This is a genomic window from Kitasatospora sp. NPDC032121 (assembly GCF_055580145.1).
Genome location: NZ_JBVILX010000006.1, coordinates 236,738 through 260,869, shown reverse-complemented (window position 1 = coordinate 260,869; position 24,132 = coordinate 236,738). Strand labels below are relative to the sequence as shown.

Below are 24,132 nucleotides of genomic sequence, written 5' to 3'. Positions count from 1 at the left end.
CCCGAACGGCCGTATCCGGCGCGCGGTCCGACCGTGGCGGCGGAGAGGCTGGGGTACGTTCCCTGCCCGCCAGCCGGCCGACCCGACCCGACCCGCCCGTTCTGCGTCACCCGACCAACGTGTCACCCGACCAGCACGGTGCCCGTCACGCGTCACCCGTCGCCCGGCGTCAGCCCGAGGAGGACACCACAGTGGCCTCTCCGATCGTCACCCCCGACGGCACCCCGGTCCAGGGTCCGCTCGGACTACTCGCCAAGGCCGCCTGGCAGGTCCTGCTGGTCGCCGGGCTCGCCTCCCTCGCCCTCGGGATCGTGGTCTTCGCCTGGCCCCGGGAGACGCTCCTGGTGGTGGGCGTGCTGTTCGGCATCTACCTGCTGGTGATCGGCATCGTGCAGCTGGTCGCCGCCTTCGGCACCCACGCCACCACCGCGCTACGGGTGCTGGCCTTCATCAGCGGTGCGATCTGCGTCCTGCTGGGGCTGCTCTGCTTCCGCAGCGCGGCGCAGTCGCTGCTGCTGCTCGCGCTCTGGATCGGAATCGGCTGGCTGTTCCGCGGCATCACCCAGATCGCCGCCGCGATCTCCGACCCGCTGATGCCCGCCCGCGGCTGGCAGGCCTTCGCGGGCGTGGCCAACACCCTGGCCGGCGTGCTGCTGATGGTGTGGCCCACCGGGTCGATCACCGCGCTGGCCGTACTGGCCGGGTGCTGGCTGGTGATCCTCGGCGTGATCGAGATCGTGACGGCGTTCCAGGTCCGCCACCGGGCCAAGGAGATCCCGTCGGGGGTCTGACCGCACACGCCGGTGCGCCGGGGCCGTGTCCCACGGGGGGGCACGGCCCCGGTGCCGGGCGGAGCGGCTCAGCGGACGGAGTTGCTCAGCGGGCGGAGCGGCTCAGGGGTGCGGGTGCGGGGCGTAGCCGATCCGGAAGGTCGCGGCCTCCAGCCGGTGCGGGTCGAGCCGGACGTCGGTGAGCCGCTCGGCGAGCGCGAACGCGGCCTCGGTGTGCAGTTCGAACTCCTGCGACTCCAGCTGGAAGCCGCAGTCGGCCAGCAGCTGGGGGATGCCCGGGGCCTCGGCATCCGAGCCGTCCCGCTGGTCGGGGAAGAGCGGCTCGAAGTGGAGGCGCTGGATGCCGTGCTCCCACCAGTGGAACTTGTCCACCGCGTTGACGTTGCGGAAGTGCGAGACCAGCCGGACGTCCCCGCCGAGCCGGGCGATCACCTCGTGCAGGCAGCCGAGGTAGCCGTTCGGCTCGATGGCGACGGCCCAGCCGTCGAGTTCGGTGACGGCGACGAACAGCCGGTCGTCCTCGTCTTCACCCCCACCGTCCTCCTCGCCCTCACCGGCCTCCTCGCCCTCGCCGTCCTCGCCGTCCTCGTCATCCTCGCCGTCCTCGAAGGCGCACCAGGCCTCGATCGCCGCGTCCAGCCCGGTCACCTCCCCGCCGGGCACCGCGTCGAGGCGGCGCAGTAGTTCCTCGGCGGAGATCCCCTGGACCTCGGTGAGGCAGTAGGCCTCCCGCAGGACGGGATAGTGCTGCCCGAACCAGGTGTAGTCGGTGGCGTGTGCGGTCATGACGGCGATGCTGCCAGACGCCTCGGACAGTGTTCGCGCGCGGCCGTCAGAGCCAGACCGGCTCGTCCGTCCCCCAGCGCCCGGGCGGGCGCGACCAGTCGGCGGGAGCCCCCTCGTACCCGATCGGCGGCAGGGCGTGGCACAGCCGCCCGTACGCGGAGTCGGTCTCGACGAGCCACCGGGAGGGGTCGTACGGCTCGGGCGAGGCGGTGTGCGGTGCTTCCGGTTCGATGCCGTGGAGCAGCCAGGAGGCCGTGCCGGCGAGGGAGAAGCGCAGGTGGCGGCCGCCGGGGCGGCGGGTGCGCTGCTCGACGAGGGAGCGCAGGACGCCGGCGGCGATGAGGTAGCCGGTGCCGTGGTCGAGGGCCTGGGCCGGCAGCACGCCGGGACGGCCGTCGGGGTCGGGTCCGGCGGCATCGTCGACGGCCTCGTGGGCGGCCTCGTGGGCGGCGATGCCGACGCCCACCTGGACCAGGCTGTCGAAGCCACGCCGTCCCGCCCAGGGGCCGGTCCAGCCCCAGGCGCAGAGCTGGGCGAGGACCAGGTCCGGGCGGCGGGCGAACAGCGCCTCGGGGCTGAGGCCGTGGACGTCGAGGGCGCCGGGGCGGTAGCCGGTGACGACGACGTCGGCGGTGGCGAGCAGGTCCTCGAAGACGGCGCGGTCGGCCGGCGTGGCGAGGTCGAGGCGGGTGGAGCGCTTGCCGAAGCCGGTGTCGGCGTGGGCGTCATCGGCCTCGGGCAGCCGTGGCGAGTCGACGCGCAGGACGTCGGCGCCGAGCAGGGCGAGGGTGCGGGTGGCGACCGGTCCGGCGATCACCCGGGTGAGGTCGAGGACCCGGATCCCGGCGGCGGGCCGGTCCAGCGGGGCCGCGCCGAGCGGGCGGGCCGGTGCGGGCCCTGCCGTGGTCCCGACCCCGGCGGTGGCTTCGACCTCCAGGTGCTCCACGAGGGGGTGCACGGTCGGGCTCACCGGCGCGACGGCCACCGCGAGCGCTCCCGCCTCGTACGCGCGCTCCTGGATCCGCTCGGCCGGCAGCCTGCCGAGCGCCTCGGCGAGTTGCTCGGGCCCGGCGTCGGCGGCGAGGCCGAGGGCGGAGAGCAGCCGGGTGCGGTGGTGCGGGTAGTTGGCGTGGGTGCGCACCCAGCCGTCGGCGGTGCGCCAGAAGCCGGAGTGCGGGGCGAAGGTGACGGGCGCGCGGCCGTCGACCGTCAGGTGCCGCTCGCTGACGAAGGCGGTGGCGACCGCCCCCTGGTCCACCCGGACGGCGGGGACGGGTGCGCCGGTGCGGTGGGCCGCGAGTTCGGCGGCGGCCAGCGAGCAGACGGCCACGGTGGCCCGGGCGAGCCGGCGCACCGGGAGACCGGAGGGCAGGACGTCCTCCGGTCCGTGGAAGGCCACCCGCTCCAACAGCTCGGGCGGTCCGCCGAGAGCCGCCCAGGCGTGGGCGGTCGGGCGGTCTACGGACCCGGTGGTTCCGGCGGCTCCGGTCGTTCCGGTGGTTCCAGGCACTCCGGCGGCTCCGGTCGTTCCGGCAGGTCCGGTCGTTCCGGCGGCTCCGGTCGCTCCGGCGGTTCCCTCTGACAACGGACGATCAGTCATGCCGGAATTGTGCTCCCGTTCTCAGGCGGTCGCCGTGACGCCCGCCACCAGCATCAGCAGCACCGCCGAGACCACGGTCATCCGGCGGGCCGCCCGCGGGCTGCCTCCGAAGCGGCCGCCGAGCCGCCCGCTGGCGTGCGCGACCAGCCCGTACACCACGGCGCAGGCCAGCACGTTGAGCGAGCCGAGCGCGAGCACCTGCCCGCCGACCGGCAGCGCGGCGTCCGGGTCGACGAACTGCGGCACCAGGGAGAGGTAGAGCAGCAGGCCCTTGGGGTTGAGCAGCGCGGTCAGCATGCTCTGGCGCAGCACCGTCGCGGTGGGCTGTGGCTTGGGCTCGGCCAGGGCGGAGGAGCCCCCGCCCTTGCGCAGCGCCAGCAGCATCATGACGGCCAGCACCAGCAGGTACGCGGCGCCGGTGAGGCGCAGCACGGGCAGGGCGGCCGGGACGGCGCGCAGCGCGGCGGCGAGGCCGGCGCTGGACAGCAGGGTGTGGACGGCGTACCCGGCGCAGACCCCGCCGACCGCGGTCAGTGCGGCGCGGCGTCCCTGGCCGAGGCCGCGGGCGGCGATGTAGAGCCAGTCGGGACCCGGGGTGCAGACCAGCAGGAGGTCGACTCCGAGGAAGAGGAGGAGGGCGTGGGTGTCCATGGGCGTGGGCGTGGCCTGTCGTGCTCGTCGCGGTTCGGCCCGGCGGTCGGCCGGTGCGGTCACTGAAGGTAGCCGGATCGGGCTGGCACGCGATGGCGACTTCGCGCTGGTCGGAGCGGTGTTTTGGCAGAATGTTGCGCCATGGACCGAATCGACCGCAGAATCCTCCGCGAGCTCCAGCAGGACGGGCGCCTGACCAATGCCGAGCTGGCCTCCCGGGTGGACCTCACTCCCTCCCCCTGCCTGCGCAGGGTCCGCCAGCTGGAGCAGGACGGCGTGATCCGCGGCTACCGGGCGGTGCTGGACGGCGCGGCGGTCGGACGCGGCTTCCAGCCCTTCGTCACGATCACCATGCGTCACGAGGATCAGGTGACGGTCGCCGAGTTCGAGCGCCGGGTGGCCGAGCTGCCGGAGGTGGTGGAGGCGCACCGGCTCTTCGGCGAGCCGGACTACCTGCTGCGGATCGCGGTGGCCGACATAGCCTCGTACGAACGCTTCATCACCGACGTGCTGTCCGGTCTGCCGGGCATCGCGCAGGTCAACTCCCACTTGACGATGAAGCAGGTGAAGGCCGACCGGGGGCTGCCGATCGGCGGGTAGGGTGCGAACCGGGGCCCGTGCGGCGCACGTACGGGGCAAGAGCGACGCACTGCGACATGGGGGCTGAATTGCGCGTGATCCGCCGTCTCGACCTGGGGTACATCGTCCGGCCGGCCGCCGAGGTGGGCGGCCCGGAGCCGCGTGTGGAGCCGGTGCTCGCGTACCTGGTCCGGCGCCCGGAGGGACTGCTGCTGTTCGACACCGGGATCGGCGGCGGCGAGCCGGAGACCGAGGCGCACTACCGCCCGGTCCGCCGACCGCTGCCGGAGGCGCTCGCCGCGGCCGGGGTCTCCGTCGCCGACATCGACCTGGTGGTCAACTGCCACCTGCACTTCGACCACTGCGGCGGGAACCCGCTGTTCGCCGGCACGCCCGTCCTGGTCCAGGCGGCCGAGCTGGCCGCCGCCCGACGCGGCGGGTACACCATCGACGCGCTGGTCGACTTCCCCGGCGCCGAGTACCGCGAGCTCGACGGCGAGGCCGAGGTCTGGCCCGGCGTCCGGGTGCTGCCCACCCCCGGCCACACCGGGGGCCACCAGTCGCTGCTGGTCGACCGCCCGGGCAGCGGGCCGGTCCTGCTGGCCGGGCAGGCGTACGACTTCGCCTCCGAGTACGGGCAGGCGGTGCTGGCCCGGCGGGCGGCGCGCGACGGCGTGGCCGCGCCGCTGCCCGGGTACCGGGCCTGGCTCGACCGGATGGCGGAGCACGCGCCGCACCGGGTGCTGTTCGCGCACGACCACGCCGTCTTCGAGCCGACCGACTAGCGGCGGCTTCCTCCGGCCCGGGGTTCGGAACGATGTCGTGCTGCTCGGCGCTCCGAACGGCTTCGTCCTGCTCGGGGCCCCGGGCGGCTCCGTCCCGCCCGCCGAACCTCAGAAGGTGAAGCGCAGCGAGCGGACCCGGTGGTCGAAGCTGGACGGGACGATCTGCGGCTCGCCGACCGACCGCACCTCGGGCAGGCGGGTGAAGAGCTCGCGGAACAGCGCCGTCATCTCCTGCCGGGCCAGGTGTGCGCCGAGGCAGTAGTGCGGGCCCCCGCCGCCGAAGCCGAGGTGGGGGTTGGGCGTGCGGGTGACGTCGAAGGCGTCCGGCTCGGGGAACACCTCCTCGTCACGGTTGGCCGAGCCGTAGAACAGCGCGACCTTCTCGCCCGCGCGCAGCAGCGGGCCGCCGGGGCCGCCCAGCTCGTGGTCGACGGCGAGGGTCCGGTTGAACTGGATGATCGGCGTGGCGTGGCGGACGATCTCGTCCACCGCGCCTTCGAGCCGCCCGTCGAGGTCCTCGAGCAGCAGGGCGCGCTGCTCGGGATGGACGGTCAGCAGGTGCAGGCCGTGGGCCAGCGCGTTGCGGGTGGTCTCGACCCCGGCGACCAGCAGCAGACTGAAGAAGGCGCCCAGCTCCCGACCGGTGAGCCGGCGGCCGTCCACGTCCGCCGTGACCAGCGCGGAGATCAGGTCGTCCTCCGGCCGGCGGCGGCGCCGACGGCCGATCCGGGCGACGATGCCCTGCATCCGGGCGAGCGCCCGCAGCCCGCGCCCGGGCACCCGCAGCCGACGGCGCAGCGGGCGGGCCACACCGATGTCCTCGGAGCTGCGGTTGACCAGGTCGAGGATGACGCGGCGCTGCGGCTCAGGGATGCCCATCATGGTGCAGATCACCTGGAACGGGAGCTCGGCGGCGACCGCGGCCACGAAGTCCTCCGGCCGTTCCCGCTCGATCCGGTCGACCAGCTCGGTGCTGATCCGTCGGACGTCCTCCTCGACCCGGTCGAGCAGCCGCGGGGTGAACGCGCGCGAGACGATCCGGCGCAGCTGGGCGTGACGGGGGTCGTCCAGGTTGACCATCGAGTCGCCGAACAGCAGCCGGACCCAGCGCGCCGGGACCGGGGTGGTCACGCCGGGGCCGCTGAGGAAGACGGCGGGAGTGCGGCTGGCCTCGACCACGTCGGCGTGGCGGACCAGTGCGTGGAAGCCCCGGCCGGTGGCGCGGTCGCCGAAGAACACCGGGGCGGGGCGGCTGCGCAGCTCGGCGAAGGCGGCGGCACGCGCGGGGGCGGGCAGCTGCCAGAAACGGGGGTCGGCGAGGTCGACGCCCTCGGGCGGGGCGGGGGCCTCCTCCGGGTTCGCGGACGCGGGCGCGGCGGGCGCGGCGGACGGGGCGGACGTGTCGGCGGTTGGCTCGGCCGCGTCGGCAGCATCGGTTGGCTCGGCCGCGTCGGCAGGATCCGTGGACTCGGCCGCGTCGGCGGGGGCAGCCGCGCCGGCGGGCACGGTGGACTCGGGTGAGTCGGCCTGCTCTGCGGGCTCGGCCGACTTCTTGGCTGCGGCCGGTTCCGCGGCTTCAACCGTCTCCGCGGCTTCGACCGTCTCCGGGGCGTCGGTCGTCCCGGCGGCGTCGGTCGTCCCGGCGGGGCCGGCCGACCCGGCGGCCTCGACAGCTGCGGCCGGTTCGGCGGCCACGGCCCGCTCCCCGCGGTCCGCCGCTTCGATCGGGGCCTTCGCCTGCTCCGGGACCTTCGCCCGCTGCGGGACGGTCGGCTCCGCGGGGGCAGCGGACTCGGCACTGTCGGCAATGGGCGCCGAGGCATCCGTTGTATCCGTCGGGGTCTCCAAGACCGGACCTCCCTGCTTGCTGGACGGCATCGTTCACATACACACCGTGCTGGACTGAGCACATTAAGTGAGCATGGGGATACGTGCTGTCAAACCGCCCCGATGGTCGTACGAGCAGCTGTTCGTTCAGCCTGCCGAACCGACAGGCTGGGCCTGGCCGTGGTCGGGGCGGGGTCACGAATGGGGTCGCGGACGGAGTCACGGACGGGGTCGCGGGGCGGCGGCCGGGCATGGTCTCACGGCATAGAACCAGCCATCACCGGAGGGTGCGGTACGGACCGGGCAGGGCGGGTGCGACGATGAGTGCCATCGTGATGACCGACCGGATCCGCCTGCTGCGCGCCGTGGTCTTCGCCGCGCTGTGCGTGGCGATGGCCGCCACCGCGCACGTCGCCATGGCCGGATCCGGGGTCTCGCCGACGGCCCTGGCCGGTGGCTTCGGGACGGTCCTCGGACTGACCTGGCTGCTCGCCGGGAAGCGGCGCGGGCTCGGGGTGGTCAGCCTCTGGATGGTCGTGGCGCAAACCGCGCTGCACCAGCTGTTCGAACAGGCCGGGGCGATCTCCCGAGGAGGCGGCGGTCTGGGCCGGCTCGCCCCCACGGACTGGGCCGCGCTCCTGCTCTGCAATCCCGACCGGGCACCCGGCGGGCTCTCCCCGGTCGAACTGGCGCGGATGGCGGGCATCGACCCGGACGTCCCACCGGCCGCCGGCAGCCTGCGGCCGACGGCGGTGCCACGCCACGGAGCCCCCGGGGCCACGGGCACGGACACCGACCTGCCAGGGATGACCGGGATGGCCGGGATGCCGGGGATGCCCGCCGGGCAGCACATGATGCCCGACGGCACGTTCCACGGCGCCGGGTCGTACGGCCCGGCGCAGGACCTGGTGAGCGCGCCCGCGCACGGACCGGCGCACGACATGGCGCACGGGATGTCCCACGGCATGTCGCCGGGGATGACCGCCGCCCACGTGCTCGCCGCGCTGGCGTGTGCGCTCCTGCTCTGGCGCGGTGACGCGGCGCTGGTCCGGCTCTTCGAGCTGCTCGGCGCGCTCGGCGCCGTGGTCGCGGGGGCTCTGCTGCTCCCGCTGCTGGCGCTCTTCGCGCGCCCCTTCGGTTACCGGGCCCCGGCTCCGCCGCGCCCGGCCGACGACCGGGCCCGGCCACCCCGCTCGGTGCTGCTGACGCATGCCCTGGTCCGGCGCGGGCCGCCGGCGTTCGCCCTCGCCTGCTGACGCGCCCGCCGCTCTCTCTTCCTGCTCCCGGCCACTTCCGGTCGCCGGGGAACTCTCGCGACGGGCAGGTCGCCCTGCCGTACGGCCGCGCCTCGTGCCGTCGTGCCGCCAGGGTGCGGGCCCGCGTCCGCCGCCGTGCCTCCCCAGGGGGCCCGGCGCGCCGCGCGGTTGCCCATGGACGCCGACGGTGCCGCGCTGCGCGGCGCCGCTCCCCGCCTTCCCCTCGGGACCTTCCCATGCCTGACTTCCACGGCGGACCGGCTGCGGCCGGCGCCACCGTCCCGCCCTTCCCGCTCCCCCGGGCTCGCCGGCCACGCCTACTGCTCGGCGATCTGCGGGCCGTCCGGAGCGCTACCTCCCGGCCGGTCCTCGCCCAGCCGGGCCAGCAGCCGGGCCGACCACTCGGGCGAGGGGCCGTCGCCGGTGCCCGCCCGTACCCGACCGCGCAGCCGTTCGGCCCGGTCCAGCCACTCCCGGCAGCCGGCACAGCGCGCGACGTGCTTGTCCAGCCGGATCTCCGGCAGGCCGCCCGGTTCGCCGTCGAGCCGGGCGGACAGAGCCGTACGAAACTGCGCGCATCTCATAGGACCATCGTCCCGCATGGCCGTGGCGCCGGGACCAGCCAGGCGGGGGGCCACCGTGGATGACGAACAGCTCACCGCCCTGGCGCTGATCGCCCGCTCCGGACGGGCGGCGGACGTCGAGGCCTTCGTCCGGGCGACCCAGCGGGACGTCTGGCGCTTCGTCGCCCACCTGACGGACGTGCAGTCCGCCGACGACCTCGCGCAGGAGACCTTCCTGCGCGCACTGCGCGGCCTGCCCGCGTTCGCGGGGCGGTCCTCGGCCCGTACGTGGCTGCTGTCGATCGCCCGGCGCACGGTGATCGACCGGTACCGGATGGCCGCCGCCCGGCCGCGTTGCGCTGCACTGCCGGACTGGCAGGAGGCGGCGGAGCGACAGATCGGCGTGCCGACGGCCGGGTTCGAGGACGGCATCGCGCTCGGCGACCTGCTCGACCGGGTGCCCGCCCAGCGGCGGGAGGCCTTCGTACTGACGCAGGTGGTCGGCCTGAGCTACGCCGAGGCGGCCGAGGTCGCCGGCTGTCCCGTCGGGACCGTCCGCTCCCGGGTCGCCCGGGCGCGGGAGGAGCTGGTGGCGCGCCTGCGCGCCGCCGAGGCCGGGGAGCTCGCGACCGCCTGCTGAGCGGGGACCGACGGAGAACAGATAACAGATGACAACTTTCGAAATCTGTCATCTGTCATCTGTTCGCTGAAAGCCGTCGACTGTCGACCCCCGGGAAGAAATCCCCCAAGTGTTCGGAACCGGAGCCCCCGCGCCACCGACTGCTGTACCGGACCCCGCCGCCGAGGCGGCGTCCGCTACAGCAGCACGGGAGACGGAGGGACTTCGTGACAGCACAACCAACCCCGGCCGCTCCACCCTTGACGGAGCGTCAACGACCGGCCGACCGTTGGAGCCTGGTCGTAGCGGCCGGCCTGCTGTCGTTCGTCGCGATGCTCGACATGAACGTGGTCAACCTCGCGCTCACCGACATCTCGGCCGGCCTGCACGTCTCCCCCGGGGTCGCCCAGTGGGCCGTCCTCGGGTACCAGCTCCCGCTCGTCGCCCTGCTGTTGCCCGCCGGGCGGTGGCTGGATCAGGTCGGCACCCGCTCGGCCCTGCTGTTCGCCGTCGGCTGCTTCGCCCTGTGCAGCGTGCTGGCCGCCTGCGCCCCGTGGGCCGGTTGGCTGATCGCGGCCCGGATGCTCCAAGGCGCTTTCGGGGCCGTGCTCTTCGTCCTGATGCCGGTGCTCGCCGCGACCTCCGTCCGGCCCGAGCTGCGCGGCCGGGCGATGAGCGTGCCCGCGACACTCGGTCCGCTCGGCGCCGTCACCGGGCCGGTGGTCGGTGGTCTGCTGCTGGACCACCTGGGCTGGCGGGCGATCTTCCTGGTGAAGCTGCCGGTCTGCCTGGCCGCCGTCCTGATCGTGTGGCGCCGCGCCCCGCGTCGCGGCGGGCTGCGGCCGCCCGACCGGTCCTCGCTCGGCGACGCCGGGCTGATCGGCGCTGCCGTGGCCGCCGTCCTGCTCGGGCTCACCCTGGCCCCACAGGCGCCGGGGTGGCTGCTGCTCGCCCTGCCCGCCGTGCCGCTGGTGCTGCTCTGGCTGCGCCGCCCGGGCGGGCGGCCGGTGGCCGAGGTGCTGCGGGCCGCCGGGACCGCCGGGGTCAATGCCTCGGTGCTGGCGCTCGCCGCCGGCTTCGCGGCCTGCCACTACCTGCTCGCCCAGCACCTGCGCGGCCCCCGGGGCGAGAGCGCCACCGTCACCGCGCTCACCATGCTGGCGTTCCCGCTCGGCATGGTGCTGGCCGGCCGGGTCGGCGGCCGGCTGGCCGACCGCTGGGGCGCCCGCCCGACCGCGCTCACCGGCGCCGCCGTCACGACCCTCGGCCTGGCCCTGCTCGTCCCGCTGGACGCCGGTTGGTCCGCCGCCGAGATCGCCGCGCGACTCGCGCTCGCCGGTGCCGGGATGGGCCTCAACGGCGGCCCCACCCAGGCCCTGGTGATGTCCGCCTCCCCGCCCGGGAAGCTCGCCACCGCCGGCTCCGCCGTCCAGCTCGCCCGCAGCCTCGGCTTCGCCCTAGGCCCGGCCCTCGCCACCGCCGCCGCCCTGGCCGGCGACCGCACCGTCACCGGGACCCGCGCCGGGATCGCGCTGGCCGTACTGGTCGCGGCCACCGCCGTCGCCCTGCTCGCGCTGCACCGCCGCCCCACGCCCTGACCGCCCCGCGCCACACCGCCCCGACCCACACCGCGACACAGCGCCCCGAACCACCCCGCACCGCCCCCGAACCGCACCGCACCGCACCGCACCGAAGGATCCCCGATGACCGAAACGATCCCCGGCCCGGCCTCCGCCGCCGACGACGACGCCCCGGGCTGCCCGTACGGGTACGACCGGCTCCCCTCCCCCGTCCCGCTGTACGGCCCGGCGTACAAGCGCGACCCGTACCCCCTCTACCAGCGGATGCGCGAGGCCGGGCCGGTGCACCGGGTGGAGTTCCCGAGCGGCATCCACGCCTGGCTGGTCACCGGCTACCGGGCCGCCCACGCGGCCCTCAACGACCCCCGTCTCGGCAAGAACCACGCACTGGGCAACGACAACTGGCGCCGGCTCGCGTCGATCATGCCCGAGCCGCAGCACTCCCAGCTCCAGGTCCACCTGCTCCACCAGGACCCGCCCAAGCACACCTCGATGCGCCGGCTCGTGCTGGACGCCTTCGCCCCGCGCCGGGTGGAGTCGCTGCGCCCCCGGTTCCGGGAGCTGGCCGACGCGCTGGTGGACGAGCTGCCGGAGTCCGGCGGCGTGGACCTGGTGGCCGGCTTCGCGGCCCACTACCCCTTCCGGGTGCTCGCCGAAGTCATCGGACTGCCACATGAGTTGGCGGAGCGCTTCGACCGGGACTGGGGCAAGGTGGTCGCGCCGGTCGGCCCGCAGGACCCCGGCCGTCCGGCGTACGAGGCGCGGCTGCGCGGCCTCCAGACGTACATCGCCGACGTCGTCGCCCGCAAGCGCGCCGACTGTCGGGAGCCCGACTGGGCGGCGCAGGAGGACCTGCTGGGCCGGCTCGTCGCCGCCCATGACGCGGGCGAGTTGAGCCGCGCCGAGCTCGACTCCATGGTGTTCCAGCTGCTCGTCGCCGGGCAGGAGCCGGTGACCAACCAGATCACCACCATGCTGGTCACCCTGCTACGCCACCCCGAGCAGCTCGCCCGGCTGCGCGAGGGCGTCGACGAGCCCGGCCGACTCGCCCGGGCGGTGGAGGAACTGCTGCGCCACGACGCCGCGTTCGAGCTCACCACCTGGCGGTTCTTCGCCGAGGACAGCGACCTGTTCGGCACCACCGTCCCGGCGGGCGACTCGGTGATCGTCTCGCTCTGCGCCGCCAACCGCGACGAGGCACAGTTCCCCGGGCCCGACCGCCTCGACCTCGACCGCACGCCCAACGCCCACCTGGCCTTCGGCCACGGCATCCACTTCTGCCCGGGCGCCGCGCTGGCCCGGGCCGAACTCCAGATCGCCCTCGCCACCCTGCTCACCCGACTGCCCGGCCTGCGCCCGGCCGAGGCGCCCGGCGACGGTCTGGCGGACCTGACCTGGGTCCCCGCCGTCCTGGCGCGCGGCGTGAGCCGGCTGCCGGTCGCCTACGACCACCGTCGCTGACCCCGGACGCGTCCCGCCACCCGGCTCCACCCGCCCGGAGCCGCACCCCGCACCCCGCACCCCGCACCCCGCACCCCGCACGACCTTCCCTGGAGGACCCGCCATGCCGCCCGTCGGCACCGCCCCTGCCGTCATCACCCCCGACGCCCCCGCCGGCCCCGGCACCCGCGCCGGCGCCACCGCCCTCGCCGCCCGCGTCCTCGGCCTGCTGCTGCCACACCGTCGCGCCTCGGACCCGGAGTTCGATGCCGGCCCGGAGCACTTCCCGCTCCAGCTCGCGCAGTTGGCGGACTTCATCACCGCCGGCGAGCCGATCGTCCTCACCCTGCCCGGCTTCCCCTGCAAGTCGCCGAACCCGGCGAAGGTGCTCGGCCACCTGCCGGACGAGGGCGAACGGCTGTCGCTGACCTTCCTCGACGGGCTCTGCGCCGAGATCGGCCGCCTGCACGCGCCCGGCGCCCGCATCCTGATCTGCTCGGACGGGCACATCTTCGGCGATCTGATCAACGTCCCGGACGATCACATAGACGCCTACTCGGACGCCCTGACCGCGATGATCGCCCACGAGGGCCTCTCCCACCTCGACACCTTCGACCTGCGGGCCGTCCTCGGCGACCTCCCGTACGACGAGAAGCGCGCCCGGGTGCACGCCCAGTACGCGCCGAGCGTCGAGGAGTTGCGCGAGCAGGTGCTGACCGAGGAGGAGACCCTGCGGCTCTACCGGGGCATCACCCGCTTCCTCACCGAGGACACCATCGGCTTCACCGGCACCCGTTCCGCCCTCCAGCGGGAGTGCCGCCGCCGCGCCTACGGGGTGATCCAACGAAGCCGTGCCTGGGGTGAGTTGATCGCCGAGCACCACCCGCGCGCCGTCCGGCTCTCCATCCACCCGCAGCCGGCCGGGGCGTCCAAGTTCGGCATCCGACTGCTGGCGTCCGCCGACGCCTGGACCACGCCCTGGCACTCGGCGGTGCTCCACCGCACCGGCGGCGACCGGGAGTTGCTGCGCAACGACGAGGCCGCCCGACTCGGCCGGCTGGTGCTGCGGGACGGCAGACCGAGCCACTACGAGGGCTGCTGAGGCGCGCCTCGCCGGCCCGCGCGGGCCGGGTGGTACCGGGGGCGGCCCCTGCGCTACCCGGCCCTGCCGTCGACCCCGCAGCTTCCCATGGCCCCGCCCGCGGCTCCTCCCACGGCCCTGACGCGGATCCGGTCGACGGGCGGCAGGACGGTCGGCATCTCGACCGTGACCCAGGCGTACTCCAGCGCCGACAGGGTCACGCCGCCCTCGGCCCACACCAGCAGCTCGCCGACGTATTCACCGGATTCGTCGTGGACGGGCGCGTCGACCGGCAGAGGCACGAACGCCGGGGCGGGGTCACGCTCCAGCCCGCACACCCGCAGGTCGACGCTCACCGACCCGGCGCCCCAGACGGCCGTCACCTCCGTCCGGTCCAGTTGGGCGCGCAGCGCCGGAGCCCCGGCGAAGTCCGCGGCCAGGAGGTGTTCCAGCACGGCCCGCTCGGAGTCGTCGAGCGGACGGGGTTCGACGGGGATGACGGCCATGGACTCATCATCGCAGGTCAGCTCGAAGCAGGTCACTCCGTCGCAGGTCGGCTCATCGCAGGTCACCCCGTCGCAGGTCGGCTCATCGCAGTTGGCTCATCGCAGGTGGCTCATCGCAGGTCAGCGAACGGGAGCGATGGCCGGGTCCGCCGCCGGGGCACGGTGGTCGAAGGCGATCAACGGGTCGCCGGTGAGCGGGTGTTCCACCACCGCCGCCCGCACACCGAAGACCTCGGCCAGCAGCCCGGCGGTCAGCACCTCGCGCGGCGCCCCGGAGGCCACCAGGGCGCCACGGTGCAGGACGTGCAGCCGGTCGCAGACCGAGGCGGCGGCGTTGAGGTCGTGCAGGGCCACCAGGGTCGTGCGGCGCTGCTCCCGGAGCAGGGCCAGCAGCTCGACCTGGTGCCGGACGTCCAGGTGGTTGGTCGGCTCGTCCAGCACCAGAACGTCCGGCTGCTGGGCGAGCGCCCGGGCGAGCAGCACCCGCTGCCTCTCGCCGCCGGACAGTTGGGCGAAGCGGCGGTCGCCGGCCTCGGCCATGCCGACCCGGTCGAGCGCCTCGGCGGTGATCCGGTGGTCCTCGGCGTCGTCCGCCGCGAAGGCCCGCTTGTAGGGCGTGCGGCCCATCGCGACCACCTCGCGGACGCTCAACTCGAAGTCTCCGCCGCGCTCCTGGGGCAGCGCCCCGATGTGCCGGGCGGACTGCGCGGGCCGCAGCTCCGCCAGGTCCCGACCGGCCAGCAGCACTCGGCCCGCGCTGGGCCGCAGGTGCCGGTAGACGGTGCGCAGCAGGCTGGACTTGCCGCTGCCGTTGGGCCCGACCAGTCCGGCGATCTCTCCCTCCTCGGCGATCAGGTTGGCCCCGGCCAGCACCGTCCGGCCGGCCAGGGCGACGCTCAGGTCCTCGACGGCGATCCTCAACTGCGCTCCAGTCGTCGGTCCAGCAGGTAGAGCAGGGTGGGGGCGCCGAGGACGGCGGTGACCACGCCGATCGGCAGTTCCTGGCCGTCCAGGGCGGTGCGGGCCACGGTGTCGACGACGACCAGCAGCAGCGCCCCGGTCAGCGCGGACAGCGGTAGCAGCCGCCGGTGGTCGCCGCCGAGCAGCAGTCGGCACACGTGCGGCACCATCAGTCCGACGAAGCCGATCGCCCCGGAGACCGCGACCAGCACCCCGGTGAGCACGCTGGTGACGACGAAGACCTCGCGGCGCAGCCGGGCGACGTCCACGCCGAGCCCGGCGGCCGTCTCGTCGCCCATCAGCATCGCGTTGAGTCCCCGGGCGCGGGCCTGGAGCAGCGCCAGTCCGAGCGCCACAGCGACGGTGGGGAGGGCGAGTTGGGCCCAGACGGCGCCGCCGAGGCTGCCCATCAGCCAGAACAGCACCCCTCTGGTCTGCTGCTCGTCGCGGGTCTGCAGGACGAGGTAGCTGGTGATGCCGCCGAGGAACTGGGCGATGCCGATGCCCGCGAGGACCAGCCGCAGCGGGGAGAAGCCGCCGCCGCGCCGGGCCATCAGCCAGACCAGTGAGAACGCGGCCAGCGCGCCGGCGAACGCCGCCAGGGAGACGGTGAGGCCGAGCGCGCTGCCGAAGGAGAGCTGGAGACCGAGGGTGGTGCCGAGGACGATGGCGGCGACCGCGCCGAGCGAGGCGCCGGAGGAGATGCCGAGCAGGTAGGGGTCGGCGAGCGGGTTGCGGACCAGGGCCTGTACGGCGGTGCCGACCAGGCCGAGTCCGGCGCCGACCACGGCGGCCAACAGGGCGCGTGGGACGCGCAGTTGCCAGACGATGAGGTCGCGGGTGCCGGGTTCGGGGGCCCGGCCGGTGAGTCGGCGGGCGACCACCGACCAGACCTCGGCGGGCGGGATGTCCACCGAGCCGAGTGAGACGGCGGCGGTCAGCGCGAGTACCAGGGCGGCGGTGAGGGCGGCGGCCAGCGGCCCGGCCCGCAGGTTGCGGGCCGGGCGGGTGTCGCCGCGCTCCTTCCGGGTGGTGGCCGAAGTCACCGGCTACTGCCCGTTCTTGGCGAGGCCGGGGCTCTTGACCAGGTCCGGGCGGATGGTGGCGGCGATCTGCCGGACAGCGTCGGCGTTGCGGACCCCCGCGATGGTGGTCACCTCGGAGCCGAGCCGGACGAAGTGCCCCTCCTGGACGGCCTTCAGGCCCTGGGTCGCGGGAAAGTCCTTCAGGAAGGCCTCGGCCTCGTCGAAGGCCTTGCGGGTGGCCTCCTCGCTGCCCCGGTTGCGCACGGCCAGCTGGATCCAGTCCGGGTTCTTGGCGACCACGTCCTCCCAGGAGCCGGGCTTGAAGTCGGCGTCGCAGTCGGCGAACACGTTGCGCGCCCCGGCCTGGCTGATCACGGCGTTGGCGACCTGTCGGCCGCAGACCGCCACCGGCTGCTTGGTGCCGGCGTCGAAGTCGAAGACGAAGTAGCTCGGCCGCTGTGCCTCCGGCACGGCGGCGAGCGCGGTGCGGACCTCGCCGAGTTGCTTCTCCATCCCGGCGACCAGTTCCTCCGCGCGCGCGGCGGTTCCGGTGACGGCGCCGAGCCGGCGGACGTCCTCCTCGATCCCGGCGAGGTCGGTGCGCGGCGCCTTGGTGGCCTTCGGTGTCCCGGCGCAGGCGGTGGAGAGCAGGTAGACGTGCTGGATGCCGGCCGCCGCGAACTCCTCCTCGCTCGGTCCGGTGGCGCCGCCGCCCATCATCGGCATCGCGCCGAAGGTGTCCACGTAGAGGTCGGCTCCGGAGCCGAGCAGCTTCTCCTTGGCTATGCCCTTGTCCCCGAGCGCCGGCACCTTGGCACCCTGCTCGGCGAGATCGGCGGGCAGGGTGCCCTTGCCGGGTGGGAAGCCCGTGCCGATCACCCGCTCCCCCGCGCCGAGTCGGAGCAGCAGCTCCAGGCTGGAGGCGTTGCTGGTGACGATCCTGGCGGGCGCCTTGGCGATGGTGGTCTCCTTGCCCGCGCAGTCGGCGACCTTGACGGGGAATCCACCACCGGGGGCGGGCTGGACGGTGACGGAGGCGCTCTGCCCGCCCCCGGTCCCGCTTCCGCAGGCCGTGGCGAACAGGGCGACGGCGGCCGCGATTCCGCAGACGACGCGAGGGCGCATGACAACTCTCTCCTGGTCGGTGATCGCGCTCGGCGATCGTGTTCGGTGCTCGGTGCTTGCGTGTTCGGTGCTTGGTGCTTGCGTGCTTGGTGCTTGCGTGCTTGGTGCTTGGTGCTTGCGTGTTCGGTGCTCGGTGTTGGTGCTTGCGTGTTCGGTGTTCGGTGCTCGGCGTTGGCACTCGGTGCTCGTGCGTGCCGAGGGCCCGTGCTGCGGACCCGGACCAGGTAGTCGGACGGCCCGGGCGGCCGGTTCCCCGCGATTCGCGACCGGTCGTCGGCGGCGCGGCCCCCTCGCCGGGGAGCCGGACGTAGGCTGGCCGGATGGCCGCCCCCACCGCCCCGCGCGACGACCTCGACCTCCCCGTCCGGCTCGGGCCGCGCCCGCCCCGCCGGGTGGTCTCGCTGGTGCCCTCGCTGACCGAGGCGGTCGCCGCCACCGCGCCCGGGCTGCTGGTCGGCGCCACGAACTGGTGCAGCCACCCCGCCGACCTGTCCGTCACCCGGATCGGCGGCACCAAGAACCCGGACGTCCCGCGCGTCCTCGCGCTCGCACCCGACCTCGTCCTCGCGAACGACGAGGAGAACCGGCGCCCCGACCTGGACGCGCTGCGGGCGGCCGGCGTCCCGGTCTGGGTCACCGACATCCGCACCCTGGACGACGCCTTCCGCTCCCTGGACCGGCTGTTGACCACCGCCTGCGGGCTGCCCCGCCCGACCTGGTTGGACAAGGCGGAGGCGGCCTGGGCCCCTGTCGGCAGCGGCGGCACTCCTCCGGACGCCGACGGCCCGCGAACCGTCGTGCCGATCTGGCGCCGCCCGTGGATGGTCCTCGGGAGCGACACCTTCGCCGGGGACCTGCTGCGCCGGCTGGGCCTGCGGCTCGTCCACGCCGACCACCCCGAGCGCTACCCCGCCGTCCCGCTTCCCGAACTGATCGCCTGTCGGCCGGAATTGGTGGTCCTACCGGACGAGCCGTACCGGTTCACGGCCGAGGACGGCCCGGAGGCATTCCCGGACACACCGGCGGCACTGGTCAGCGGACGACACCTGACCTGGTACGGGCCGTCGCTGGTGACGGCCCCGGCCGTGCTTCGGCGGGCCCTCGACCACCCGCTCGGTCCTGGTGGCAGGGGCACCTCGTAGGATGACCGCCACTCACCGGCGGCCGCCGGTGACCAGTGGGGGGACCACACATGAGAGTGAGCACGACCGGGCGGACCCTGAGCCTGATGTCCGCCGCCGCCGTCTCGGCCGCCGTCCTGGCCGGCTGCGGCACCGAGCATGCCGGCAGTCACCGGGACGCGTCGTCCGGCGGCACCCCGGTGGCCGCGAGCGCCTCGCCCGTCGCGACACCGAGCGAGAGCCCGTCCGCGAGCACCGCGCCGAGCCCGACCGCACCGGCGAGCACGAGCCCCGCCGCCACCCAGGGCCTGGGCACCGGACAGAGCACCGGCCCGGGCACCTTCGGAAAGCCCTCCCCGAGCACGCAGCCGGGCAGCACCGCCAAGGCCGGAGCCGGCAGCCCGCCCGCCGGGGTGACGACCCAGCCGCCCGTCGCCAAGCCCGTCGTCGCGGCGCCGGTGCCGAGCGCCAAGCCCGGCCCGGTCGCGCCTCCACCGCCGGCGCCCTCGACCCCGCACGTGCCCCCGGCGCAGAGCGGCTGCGCGCCCAGCAAGCCCCGGCCGGACGAGGCCAAGGAGGCCGTCGGCGCGGCGCTCGGGGCGGCGGCCGGCCAGTCCCGGACGCTCAGGCTCGGCAGCGGCGGCACCGACCAGCTCCCGCCGCTGCCCGTCAACCTCGTCAAGGCGATCGCCTGGCAGGAGAGCGGCTGGCAGTCCGGCATCGTCGCCTGCGACGGCGGAATCGGCACCATGCAGGTCATGCCGAACACCGTCAGCTGGATGAACGGCAAGTTCGGCACCACCTCCGACCCCGCCACCCTCGCCGGGAACGTCCAGCTCGGCACCCAGCTGCTCGACTGGCTCGTCGCCTACTACGGCGACTCCTCGTTCGGCGGCAAGTACGACCTCTCCCCCGACCCGGCCACCGGCAAGACGCCACTGCTCGACCTGGTCGTCTCCGCGTACAACGCGGGCGCGGGCAACGTGCACTACAACGTCGTCATCGACCCGGCCACCGGCGAGGCCGTCGGCAGCCTGGCCATCCCCAACCCGGCGTACGTCGCCAACGTGAAGGCGCTGATGTCCAGCCAGCCGTGGAACAAGGCCGGCTGACGGAGGGCACCGTTTCACCTCCGGAACACGACGGGGCCCGGGACGCGTGCTCGCGTCCCGGGCCCCCGGCCCTGCGGCCGTACTTCGTCAGCCGCGCGCGGCGGCGACGGCGGCGCCCAGCGCCTCCTTGATCCGGGGGCCGAGGCGGGCGAAGCCCAGCTCCTTCATGGCCGCCCGCAGCAGCTCCTCGTCGCTCCGCTCGACACCGTCACCGTCCACCCACCGCACGACGGCGAGCAGTTCCTCGGCGGAGTAGGCGGTCACGGGGCGACCGGGCGTGAAGTCCGGCTTCGCGGGACGGGCGTCGGCCTCCGGCTCGGCGGTGGGAGCCTCGGCGACGACGGGCTCGGCCTCGACAACCGGCTCCTCTGCCTCGACGACCGGCTCCGCCACCTCGACGGCAACAGCCTCGGGCTCGGCGACGAGCTCCTCGACAACGGTCTCGGGCTCGGTCTCAACGACCGGCTCAACCTCAGCCTCGACAGCTTCGACAGCCGCATCGGCACCCTCGACCTCGGCCGACTCCCCGGCGACAGGCTCCGCCGCTACGGCCTCAGGCTCGGCCTCGGCCTCGGCCGCCGGCGCGACCTCAGCAGCGGCCTCCTCGACCTCAACGGCCGGTTCCTCGACCGCAGGCTCCGCCACGACGACCTCGGGCTCGACCTCGGCGACTACCTCAGCGGCCTCGGCGGCAGGCTCCGCCGCTACGGCCTCAGGCTCGGACTCGGACTCGGACTCGGCTTCGACGACCGGCTCAACCTCAGCCTCAGCAGCTTCGACAGCCGCATCGGCACCCTCGACCTCGGCCGACTCCTCGGCGACAGGCTCCGCCGCTACGGCCTCGGTCTCGGCCTCATGCTCGGTCTCGATCTCGATCTCGGCCGCCGGCGCGACCTCAGCAGCGGCCTCCTCGACCTCAACGGCCGGTTCCTCGACCGCGACGGCGGGCTCGTCCACGGCGGGCTCCGCGACGACAGCCTCAGGCTCGTTCTCGACCACCGGCTCGACCGTGTCCTCGACGGCCGGCTCCTCGACCGTGACCTCGGCAGCGGTCGACTCGACCTCTACGGCCTCAACGACCTCGGCGGTCTCGGTGACCGGGGCGTCCTCCGGCTCCACCTCCGCCGCCGGCTCGTCCGCGGCCTCGGCCAGAGCGGCGGTCGCGGCGGCCACCAGGTCGTCGGCCGCCGGGGAAGGCGCCGGGAGGGAGACCACGGCAACCGGCGTCTCCTCCCCGGCCTGCGCCGCCGGCGGCTCGTCGTCAGCGGCACCCGCGTCCGACGCCGTCTCTGCCTCCGCCCCTACCTCTACCTCGACCTCCGCCACGACGTCGGCCTCGACCTCGTCAGCCTCGGTCACAGTCGCCGCAGCAGCGTCGTCGGCCGACTCCGCCACAGGCGCCACCAGGACCGGGACCTCCTCCACGAGGCCGTCCCGCTGCCCGGCGGCCAGCGCCTGCAGGGCAGCCGCCTCGGCGTCAGCCCGGTCGACCGACTCCTCGGTCCCCGGCTCGTCGGTCCCGGACTGCTCGGCCGCAGCCTCCTCGGCACCGGTCCCACCGTCGACCTCGGCGCCGACCTCGACCTCGACCTCAACCGCAGTCTCGGCCGCCGCCTCCGCGGTCTCTTCGGTACCCGGCTGCTCCTCGACCACCGTCTCCTCGACCGCGACAGCGGCCGCCTGGTCGGCAAGCCCGTCCCGCTGCCCGCCGGCGAGCGCCTGGCGGGCCGTGTAGGCGGCCTCGGCGGCGCGGCGGTCGGCCTTGGCGGCGGCGAGTTCGGCGAGCAGGTCGGCGAGGCCGGCCTCCTCCAGGCCGACGCGCAGGCCTCGGATGGTGGGCAGGCGGTAGAGGGTGCCCTCGTCGGCGGCGAGCCGCTCGACCAGGTCGATCAGCTCGGCGAAGGGCAGCCCGTCCAGGTCGTGGTCGGGCAGCAGGCGGGCGAGGCCGCGCAGGCCGGTGTTGATCGCCTCGAAGGCCTGGGCGGTGCGGTCGACCAGGGCGCCGTCGGTGGGCACCCGCGGGAGAGTGCCGACCGGGGCGAGCGCGGCCCAGGCGCGGCGCTCGATCTCCGCGGAGGTGAGGGCCTCGTGCAGGTCCTCCCGGCGGATGCGGCGGTCGATGGCGAGCGCGACGGCCTGCTTGCGCAGCGAGCGGCCCCGCAGCCAGGAGAGCTTGACGCCGTTCTCGCGGCGCCAGGCGCTGTCGGCGGTGGCGGCGGCGAGGGCGCCGAGGTCGGCGTCGTACGCGGCGGGGAAGAGGGTCGCGGAGGTGCGGTGCACCCGCTGGAGCATCTCGACCAGGAGCGCGGTCTTGGCGACGGTGTCGGGCTCTTCGAGCTTGGCGTCGGCGGCGAGGGCGGCGACGGCCTCCCGGGTCTGCTGGAGGTCGCTGCCACGCAGCTCGGCGAGGGCCGTGGAGGCGGCGCGGGCGTCCTCGGGGGTGGCGACGGTGTCGACGGCCGCGTACCAGGCGTGGGTCTCGGCGGTGAGCGTGAAGGCCCCGAGCTCCGCGTAGCGGCCGAGGTCCTCGCGGAGGTCGGGCTCCGCGGCGGCGTCCTGGGGGTCCTTGACGTCTGCGGCGTCGGCGACGTCCGCCGGGTCGGCTGCGTCGGCGTTGCGCGAGTGAAGCACTGTCATGTGAGGTCCGGTTCTGGGCGACGACGGCGGGGCTGGCGGCGAGGGGGCGGCGGACCGGGTGCGCGGGGTCGCCCCTGGGGCGGGGCAAGGGGGCGCGCGGTCGGGCTGCCGGTTGTGGACGCCCAGAATACGGGTGCCCGTTCGAGCCTTGCACGCACCCACCGTCCGGATGGGCGGGTGTCGTATGCCATACCGCCCGCCTGGCCGCCACTCGGGCGGTCCGCACGGGTGGTCCGCACGGCGGTCCGTCCTTGGTCCGTCCTTGGTCCGTCCTTGCTCCGGACGGGTGTCCGTGCTGCTCACGGCTCCTCTCCGCGGGGCCCGCGCCGTCCCCCGTCGGACGGCCCGGACGGCCCGGACCGGCGGCCGGACTGGCGGCCGGACCGCTGGAACCGGCCCAGCGGCACCTCCCGGACGCCCCGGCCTCCCGCCGGGCCCCGCCGGCCGAGCGGCGGCCGGTACCCGGCCCGGCCGAGGGCCCGCAGATCGACCGGCGCGAGGTACTCGCTGAGCGCGGTTCGGTGCCACCACGCGCCGGTTTCCCGCAGTTCGCGCCAATCGGTGAACCGGTACAGGTAGAGGGTCGCCCGGACGTGGGTCGGCGGGGCGTCCGGGAAGGGGTTGTGGCGCAGCAGGCGCAGGGTGGCCCGGTCGCCGGCGAGCAGGCGGGCGACGAAGGGCAGGAACCAGGGGCGGGAGTAGGCGGGCGAGATGCCGGCGAACCACATCAGCCAGTCGAGCCGCAGGTGGTAGGGCGCGAACTGGCGCGGGAGTCGGCGGACGTCACCGGGCTTGCCCTTGAAGCCGTACTCGCGCCAGACGGTGTGCGGGGTGAGCACCGCCTCGTCGGTGCCCTCGACCACCACCTCCTGGCGGAGCCGGTTGACGCTGCCGAAGGCGCCGTAGGTGTTGACGAGGTGCAGCCGGTTGAAGGAGCGGTTCATGGCCTGGCCGCGGGACAGCATGTTGCGCACCGGCCAGTAGCTGAGCACGACGACGGCGGCGGTCAGCGCGATCACCAGCGCCTCGTACCAGACCGGCGCGCCGGGGTACGCGCGGGCGTGGACGGGCAGGCCGAGGCGGGCGGGCTGCACGGCGGCGAGGGCGAGGGCGATGGTCAGCCAGTTGAGCCAGGCGAAGTTGCCGGAGGCGACCAGCCAGAGCTGGGTGGCGAGGACGGCGCAGGCCGCGTAGCTCGCGACCGGCTGCGGCAGCAGCAGGCAGACCGGTACGACGAGTTGGACGACGTGGTTGGCGGCGGCCTCGACCCGGTGCAGCGGGGCGGGCAGGTGGTGGAAGAACCAGCTGAGCGGTCCGGGCATCGGCTGGGTCTCGTGGTGGTACTGGAGGCAGGTCAGGTCACGCCAGCAGCTGTCGCCGCGCAGCTTGATCAGTCCGGCGCCGAACTCGACCCGGAAGACCAGCCATCGCATCAGCCAGAGCACCGGGGCGGGTGGGGCGGTGTCGGCGTTGCCGAGGAACGCGGCGAGGAAGCCGGCTTCGAGCAGCAGGGACTCCCAGCCGAAGGAGTACCAGGTCTGCCCGACGTTGACGATGGAGAGGTAGAGGCCCCAGAGCGCCGTCCACAGCAGGACGGACGCCCAGAGCGGGACGGCGTCGCCGAGCCCGGCCACCACGGCGGCGGCGAGGGCGGCGCCGCTCCAGGCGACGGCGGCGAAGAACCGGTCGCTGTAGTGGAGGTGGAACAGGCCGGGTGACTGTCGGAACGGGACGCGGGCGGTGAACCGGGGCACGGGCAGCATGCCGTCGGCGCCGATCAGGGCGCGGAACTGCGCGGCGGCGGCCAGGAATCCGATCAGGTAGAGGGCGGCGAGCAGGCGTTGGACGAGCAGTCGGCTCAGCCAGTAGTCGGGGGCGGCGAACCAGTCCATGCGGCCCATGCCTACCACCCGGCACCCCGGGCGCGGGGCCGGTCGGGGCGGTGGTACGGGGTCGGTTCACCCGCTCGGCCCGCTCGGCCCGGACGGCGGGCCCGGCGGGCTCGGGCGGGCTCCGACTCAGGCGGGCTCGGGCGGGGTTCGGGTCCGGCGGGCTCCGACTCAGGCAGGGCTCGGCTCCGACTCGGGC

Annotated in this window: 21 protein-coding genes; 10 read left to right on the top strand and 11 right to left on the bottom strand. The window is 74.8% G+C overall.

Features of this window, described 5'->3' with window-relative positions; genetic code table 11:
* Positions 1–191: 191 nt before the first annotated feature.
* Complete coding sequence (locus ACZ5OX_RS19000; protein ID WP_465631195.1) at positions 192–791, top strand: HdeD family acid-resistance protein; 600 nt, start codon at positions 192–194, stop codon at positions 789–791.
* 102 nt (positions 792–893) lie between these two features.
* On the opposite strand, the gene ACZ5OX_RS18995 is transcribed toward ACZ5OX_RS19000, so the two are convergent.
* The 3 genes from ACZ5OX_RS18995 to ACZ5OX_RS18985 are packed head-to-tail and all read right to left on the bottom strand — an operon-like array spanning position 894 to position 3,828.
* Positions 894–1,577, bottom strand: coding sequence for a DUF6461 domain-containing protein (locus tag ACZ5OX_RS18995; protein WP_465631194.1), 684 nt, complete (start codon positions 1,575–1,577; stop codon positions 894–896).
* A 46-nt stretch (positions 1,578–1,623) separates the two neighbouring features.
* The gene (locus tag ACZ5OX_RS18990) at positions 1,624–3,177 is read right to left on the bottom strand and encodes a CoA transferase (RefSeq protein WP_465631192.1); all 1,554 of its coding nucleotides are present in this window, start codon (positions 3,175–3,177) and stop codon (positions 1,624–1,626) included.
* A 21-nt stretch (positions 3,178–3,198) separates the two neighbouring features.
* On the bottom strand, positions 3,199–3,828 hold the full coding sequence (locus tag ACZ5OX_RS18985) for a LysE family translocator (protein WP_449788547.1): 630 nt from the start codon (positions 3,826–3,828) through the stop codon (positions 3,199–3,201).
* Positions 3,829–3,969: 141 nt separating this feature from the next.
* Here ACZ5OX_RS18985 and ACZ5OX_RS18980 point away from each other — a divergent pair, with 141 nt between their 5' ends.
* Together ACZ5OX_RS18980 and ACZ5OX_RS18975 are read left to right on the top strand one after the other, a co-directional pair.
* Positions 3,970–4,428 carry an Lrp/AsnC family transcriptional regulator gene (locus tag ACZ5OX_RS18980; RefSeq protein ID WP_465631190.1) on the top strand — a complete coding sequence of 153 codons (459 nt, stop codon included), beginning with the start codon at positions 3,970–3,972 and terminating at the stop codon, positions 4,426–4,428.
* Positions 4,429–4,484: 56 nt separating this feature from the next.
* Entirely contained in the window at positions 4,485–5,192 is a 708-nt protein-coding gene (locus ACZ5OX_RS18975; RefSeq protein ID WP_465631188.1) for an N-acyl homoserine lactonase family protein, read from the top strand.
* 108 nt (positions 5,193–5,300) lie between these two features.
* Here the strand turns inward: ACZ5OX_RS18975 and ACZ5OX_RS18970 are convergent, their stop codons facing one another.
* Positions 5,301–6,488, bottom strand: coding sequence for a cytochrome P450 (locus tag ACZ5OX_RS18970; RefSeq protein ID WP_465631406.1), 1,188 nt, complete (start codon positions 6,486–6,488; stop codon positions 5,301–5,303).
* Positions 6,489–7,339: 851 nt separating this feature from the next.
* On the opposite strand from ACZ5OX_RS18970, the gene ACZ5OX_RS18965 reads away from it, so the two are divergent.
* Entirely contained in the window at positions 7,340–8,275 is a 936-nt protein-coding gene (locus ACZ5OX_RS18965; RefSeq protein WP_465631187.1) for a hypothetical protein, read from the top strand.
* Between the two features lie 317 nt (positions 8,276–8,592).
* On the opposite strand, the gene ACZ5OX_RS18960 is transcribed toward ACZ5OX_RS18965, so the two are convergent.
* On the bottom strand, positions 8,593–8,859 hold the full coding sequence (locus ACZ5OX_RS18960) for a zf-HC2 domain-containing protein (protein ID WP_465631185.1): 267 nt from the start codon (positions 8,857–8,859) through the stop codon (positions 8,593–8,595).
* Positions 8,860–8,875: 16 nt separating this feature from the next.
* On the opposite strand from ACZ5OX_RS18960, the gene ACZ5OX_RS18955 reads away from it, so the two are divergent.
* The 4 genes from ACZ5OX_RS18955 to ACZ5OX_RS18940 all read left to right on the top strand — a co-directional run bounded on the left by ACZ5OX_RS18955 (position 8,876) and on the right by ACZ5OX_RS18940 (position 13,579).
* The gene (locus tag ACZ5OX_RS18955; RefSeq protein ID WP_465631183.1) at positions 8,876–9,478 is read left to right on the top strand and encodes a sigma-70 family RNA polymerase sigma factor; all 603 of its coding nucleotides are present in this window, start codon (positions 8,876–8,878) and stop codon (positions 9,476–9,478) included.
* 239 nt (positions 9,479–9,717) lie between these two features.
* The gene (locus tag ACZ5OX_RS18950) at positions 9,718–11,055 is read left to right on the top strand and encodes an MFS transporter (RefSeq protein WP_465631181.1); all 1,338 of its coding nucleotides are present in this window, start codon (positions 9,718–9,720) and stop codon (positions 11,053–11,055) included.
* Between the two features lie 105 nt (positions 11,056–11,160).
* The gene (locus ACZ5OX_RS18945; RefSeq protein ID WP_465631179.1) at positions 11,161–12,498 is read left to right on the top strand and encodes a cytochrome P450 family protein; all 1,338 of its coding nucleotides are present in this window, start codon (positions 11,161–11,163) and stop codon (positions 12,496–12,498) included.
* A 103-nt stretch (positions 12,499–12,601) separates the two neighbouring features.
* The gene (locus tag ACZ5OX_RS18940; protein WP_465631177.1) at positions 12,602–13,579 is read left to right on the top strand and encodes an L-tyrosine/L-tryptophan isonitrile synthase family protein; all 978 of its coding nucleotides are present in this window, start codon (positions 12,602–12,604) and stop codon (positions 13,577–13,579) included.
* Between the two features lie 53 nt (positions 13,580–13,632).
* Here the strand turns inward: ACZ5OX_RS18940 and ACZ5OX_RS18935 are convergent, their stop codons facing one another.
* The 4 genes from ACZ5OX_RS18935 to ACZ5OX_RS18920 all read right to left on the bottom strand — a co-directional run bounded on the left by ACZ5OX_RS18935 (position 13,633) and on the right by ACZ5OX_RS18920 (position 17,174).
* Positions 13,633–14,064 carry a hypothetical protein gene (locus ACZ5OX_RS18935; protein ID WP_465631175.1) on the bottom strand — a complete coding sequence of 144 codons (432 nt, stop codon included), beginning with the start codon at positions 14,062–14,064 and terminating at the stop codon, positions 13,633–13,635.
* Between the two features lie 120 nt (positions 14,065–14,184).
* Positions 14,185–14,985, bottom strand: coding sequence for an ABC transporter ATP-binding protein (locus ACZ5OX_RS18930; protein ID WP_465631173.1), 801 nt, complete (start codon positions 14,983–14,985; stop codon positions 14,185–14,187).
* On the bottom strand, positions 14,982–16,070 hold the full coding sequence (locus ACZ5OX_RS18925; protein ID WP_465631171.1) for a FecCD family ABC transporter permease: 1,089 nt from the start codon (positions 16,068–16,070) through the stop codon (positions 14,982–14,984). Before ACZ5OX_RS18925 ends, ACZ5OX_RS18930 begins: the two co-directional genes overlap by 4 nt.
* Before the next feature lie 3 nt (positions 16,071–16,073).
* Positions 16,074–17,174, bottom strand: a complete 1,101-nt coding sequence (locus ACZ5OX_RS18920; protein ID WP_465631169.1) for an ABC transporter substrate-binding protein — start codon at positions 17,172–17,174, stop codon at positions 16,074–16,076.
* Positions 17,175–17,494: 320 nt separating this feature from the next.
* Between ACZ5OX_RS18920 and ACZ5OX_RS18915 the strand changes: the two genes are divergently transcribed.
* Positions 17,495–18,316, top strand: a complete 822-nt coding sequence (locus ACZ5OX_RS18915) for a helical backbone metal receptor (RefSeq protein WP_465631167.1) — start codon at positions 17,495–17,497, stop codon at positions 18,314–18,316.
* A 50-nt stretch (positions 18,317–18,366) separates the two neighbouring features.
* On the top strand, positions 18,367–19,407 hold the full coding sequence (locus ACZ5OX_RS18910) for a transglycosylase SLT domain-containing protein (protein ID WP_465631165.1): 1,041 nt from the start codon (positions 18,367–18,369) through the stop codon (positions 19,405–19,407).
* Between the two features lie 87 nt (positions 19,408–19,494).
* Here the strand turns inward: ACZ5OX_RS18910 and ACZ5OX_RS18905 are convergent, their stop codons facing one another.
* Together ACZ5OX_RS18905 and ACZ5OX_RS18900 are read right to left on the bottom strand one after the other, a co-directional pair.
* Entirely contained in the window at positions 19,495–22,044 is a 2,550-nt protein-coding gene (locus ACZ5OX_RS18905) for a hypothetical protein (RefSeq protein WP_465631163.1), read from the bottom strand.
* Positions 22,045–22,343: 299 nt separating this feature from the next.
* Positions 22,344–23,936, bottom strand: coding sequence for a lipase maturation factor family protein (locus ACZ5OX_RS18900; RefSeq protein WP_465631404.1), 1,593 nt, complete (start codon positions 23,934–23,936; stop codon positions 22,344–22,346).
* Positions 23,937–24,132 lie beyond the last annotated feature (196 nt).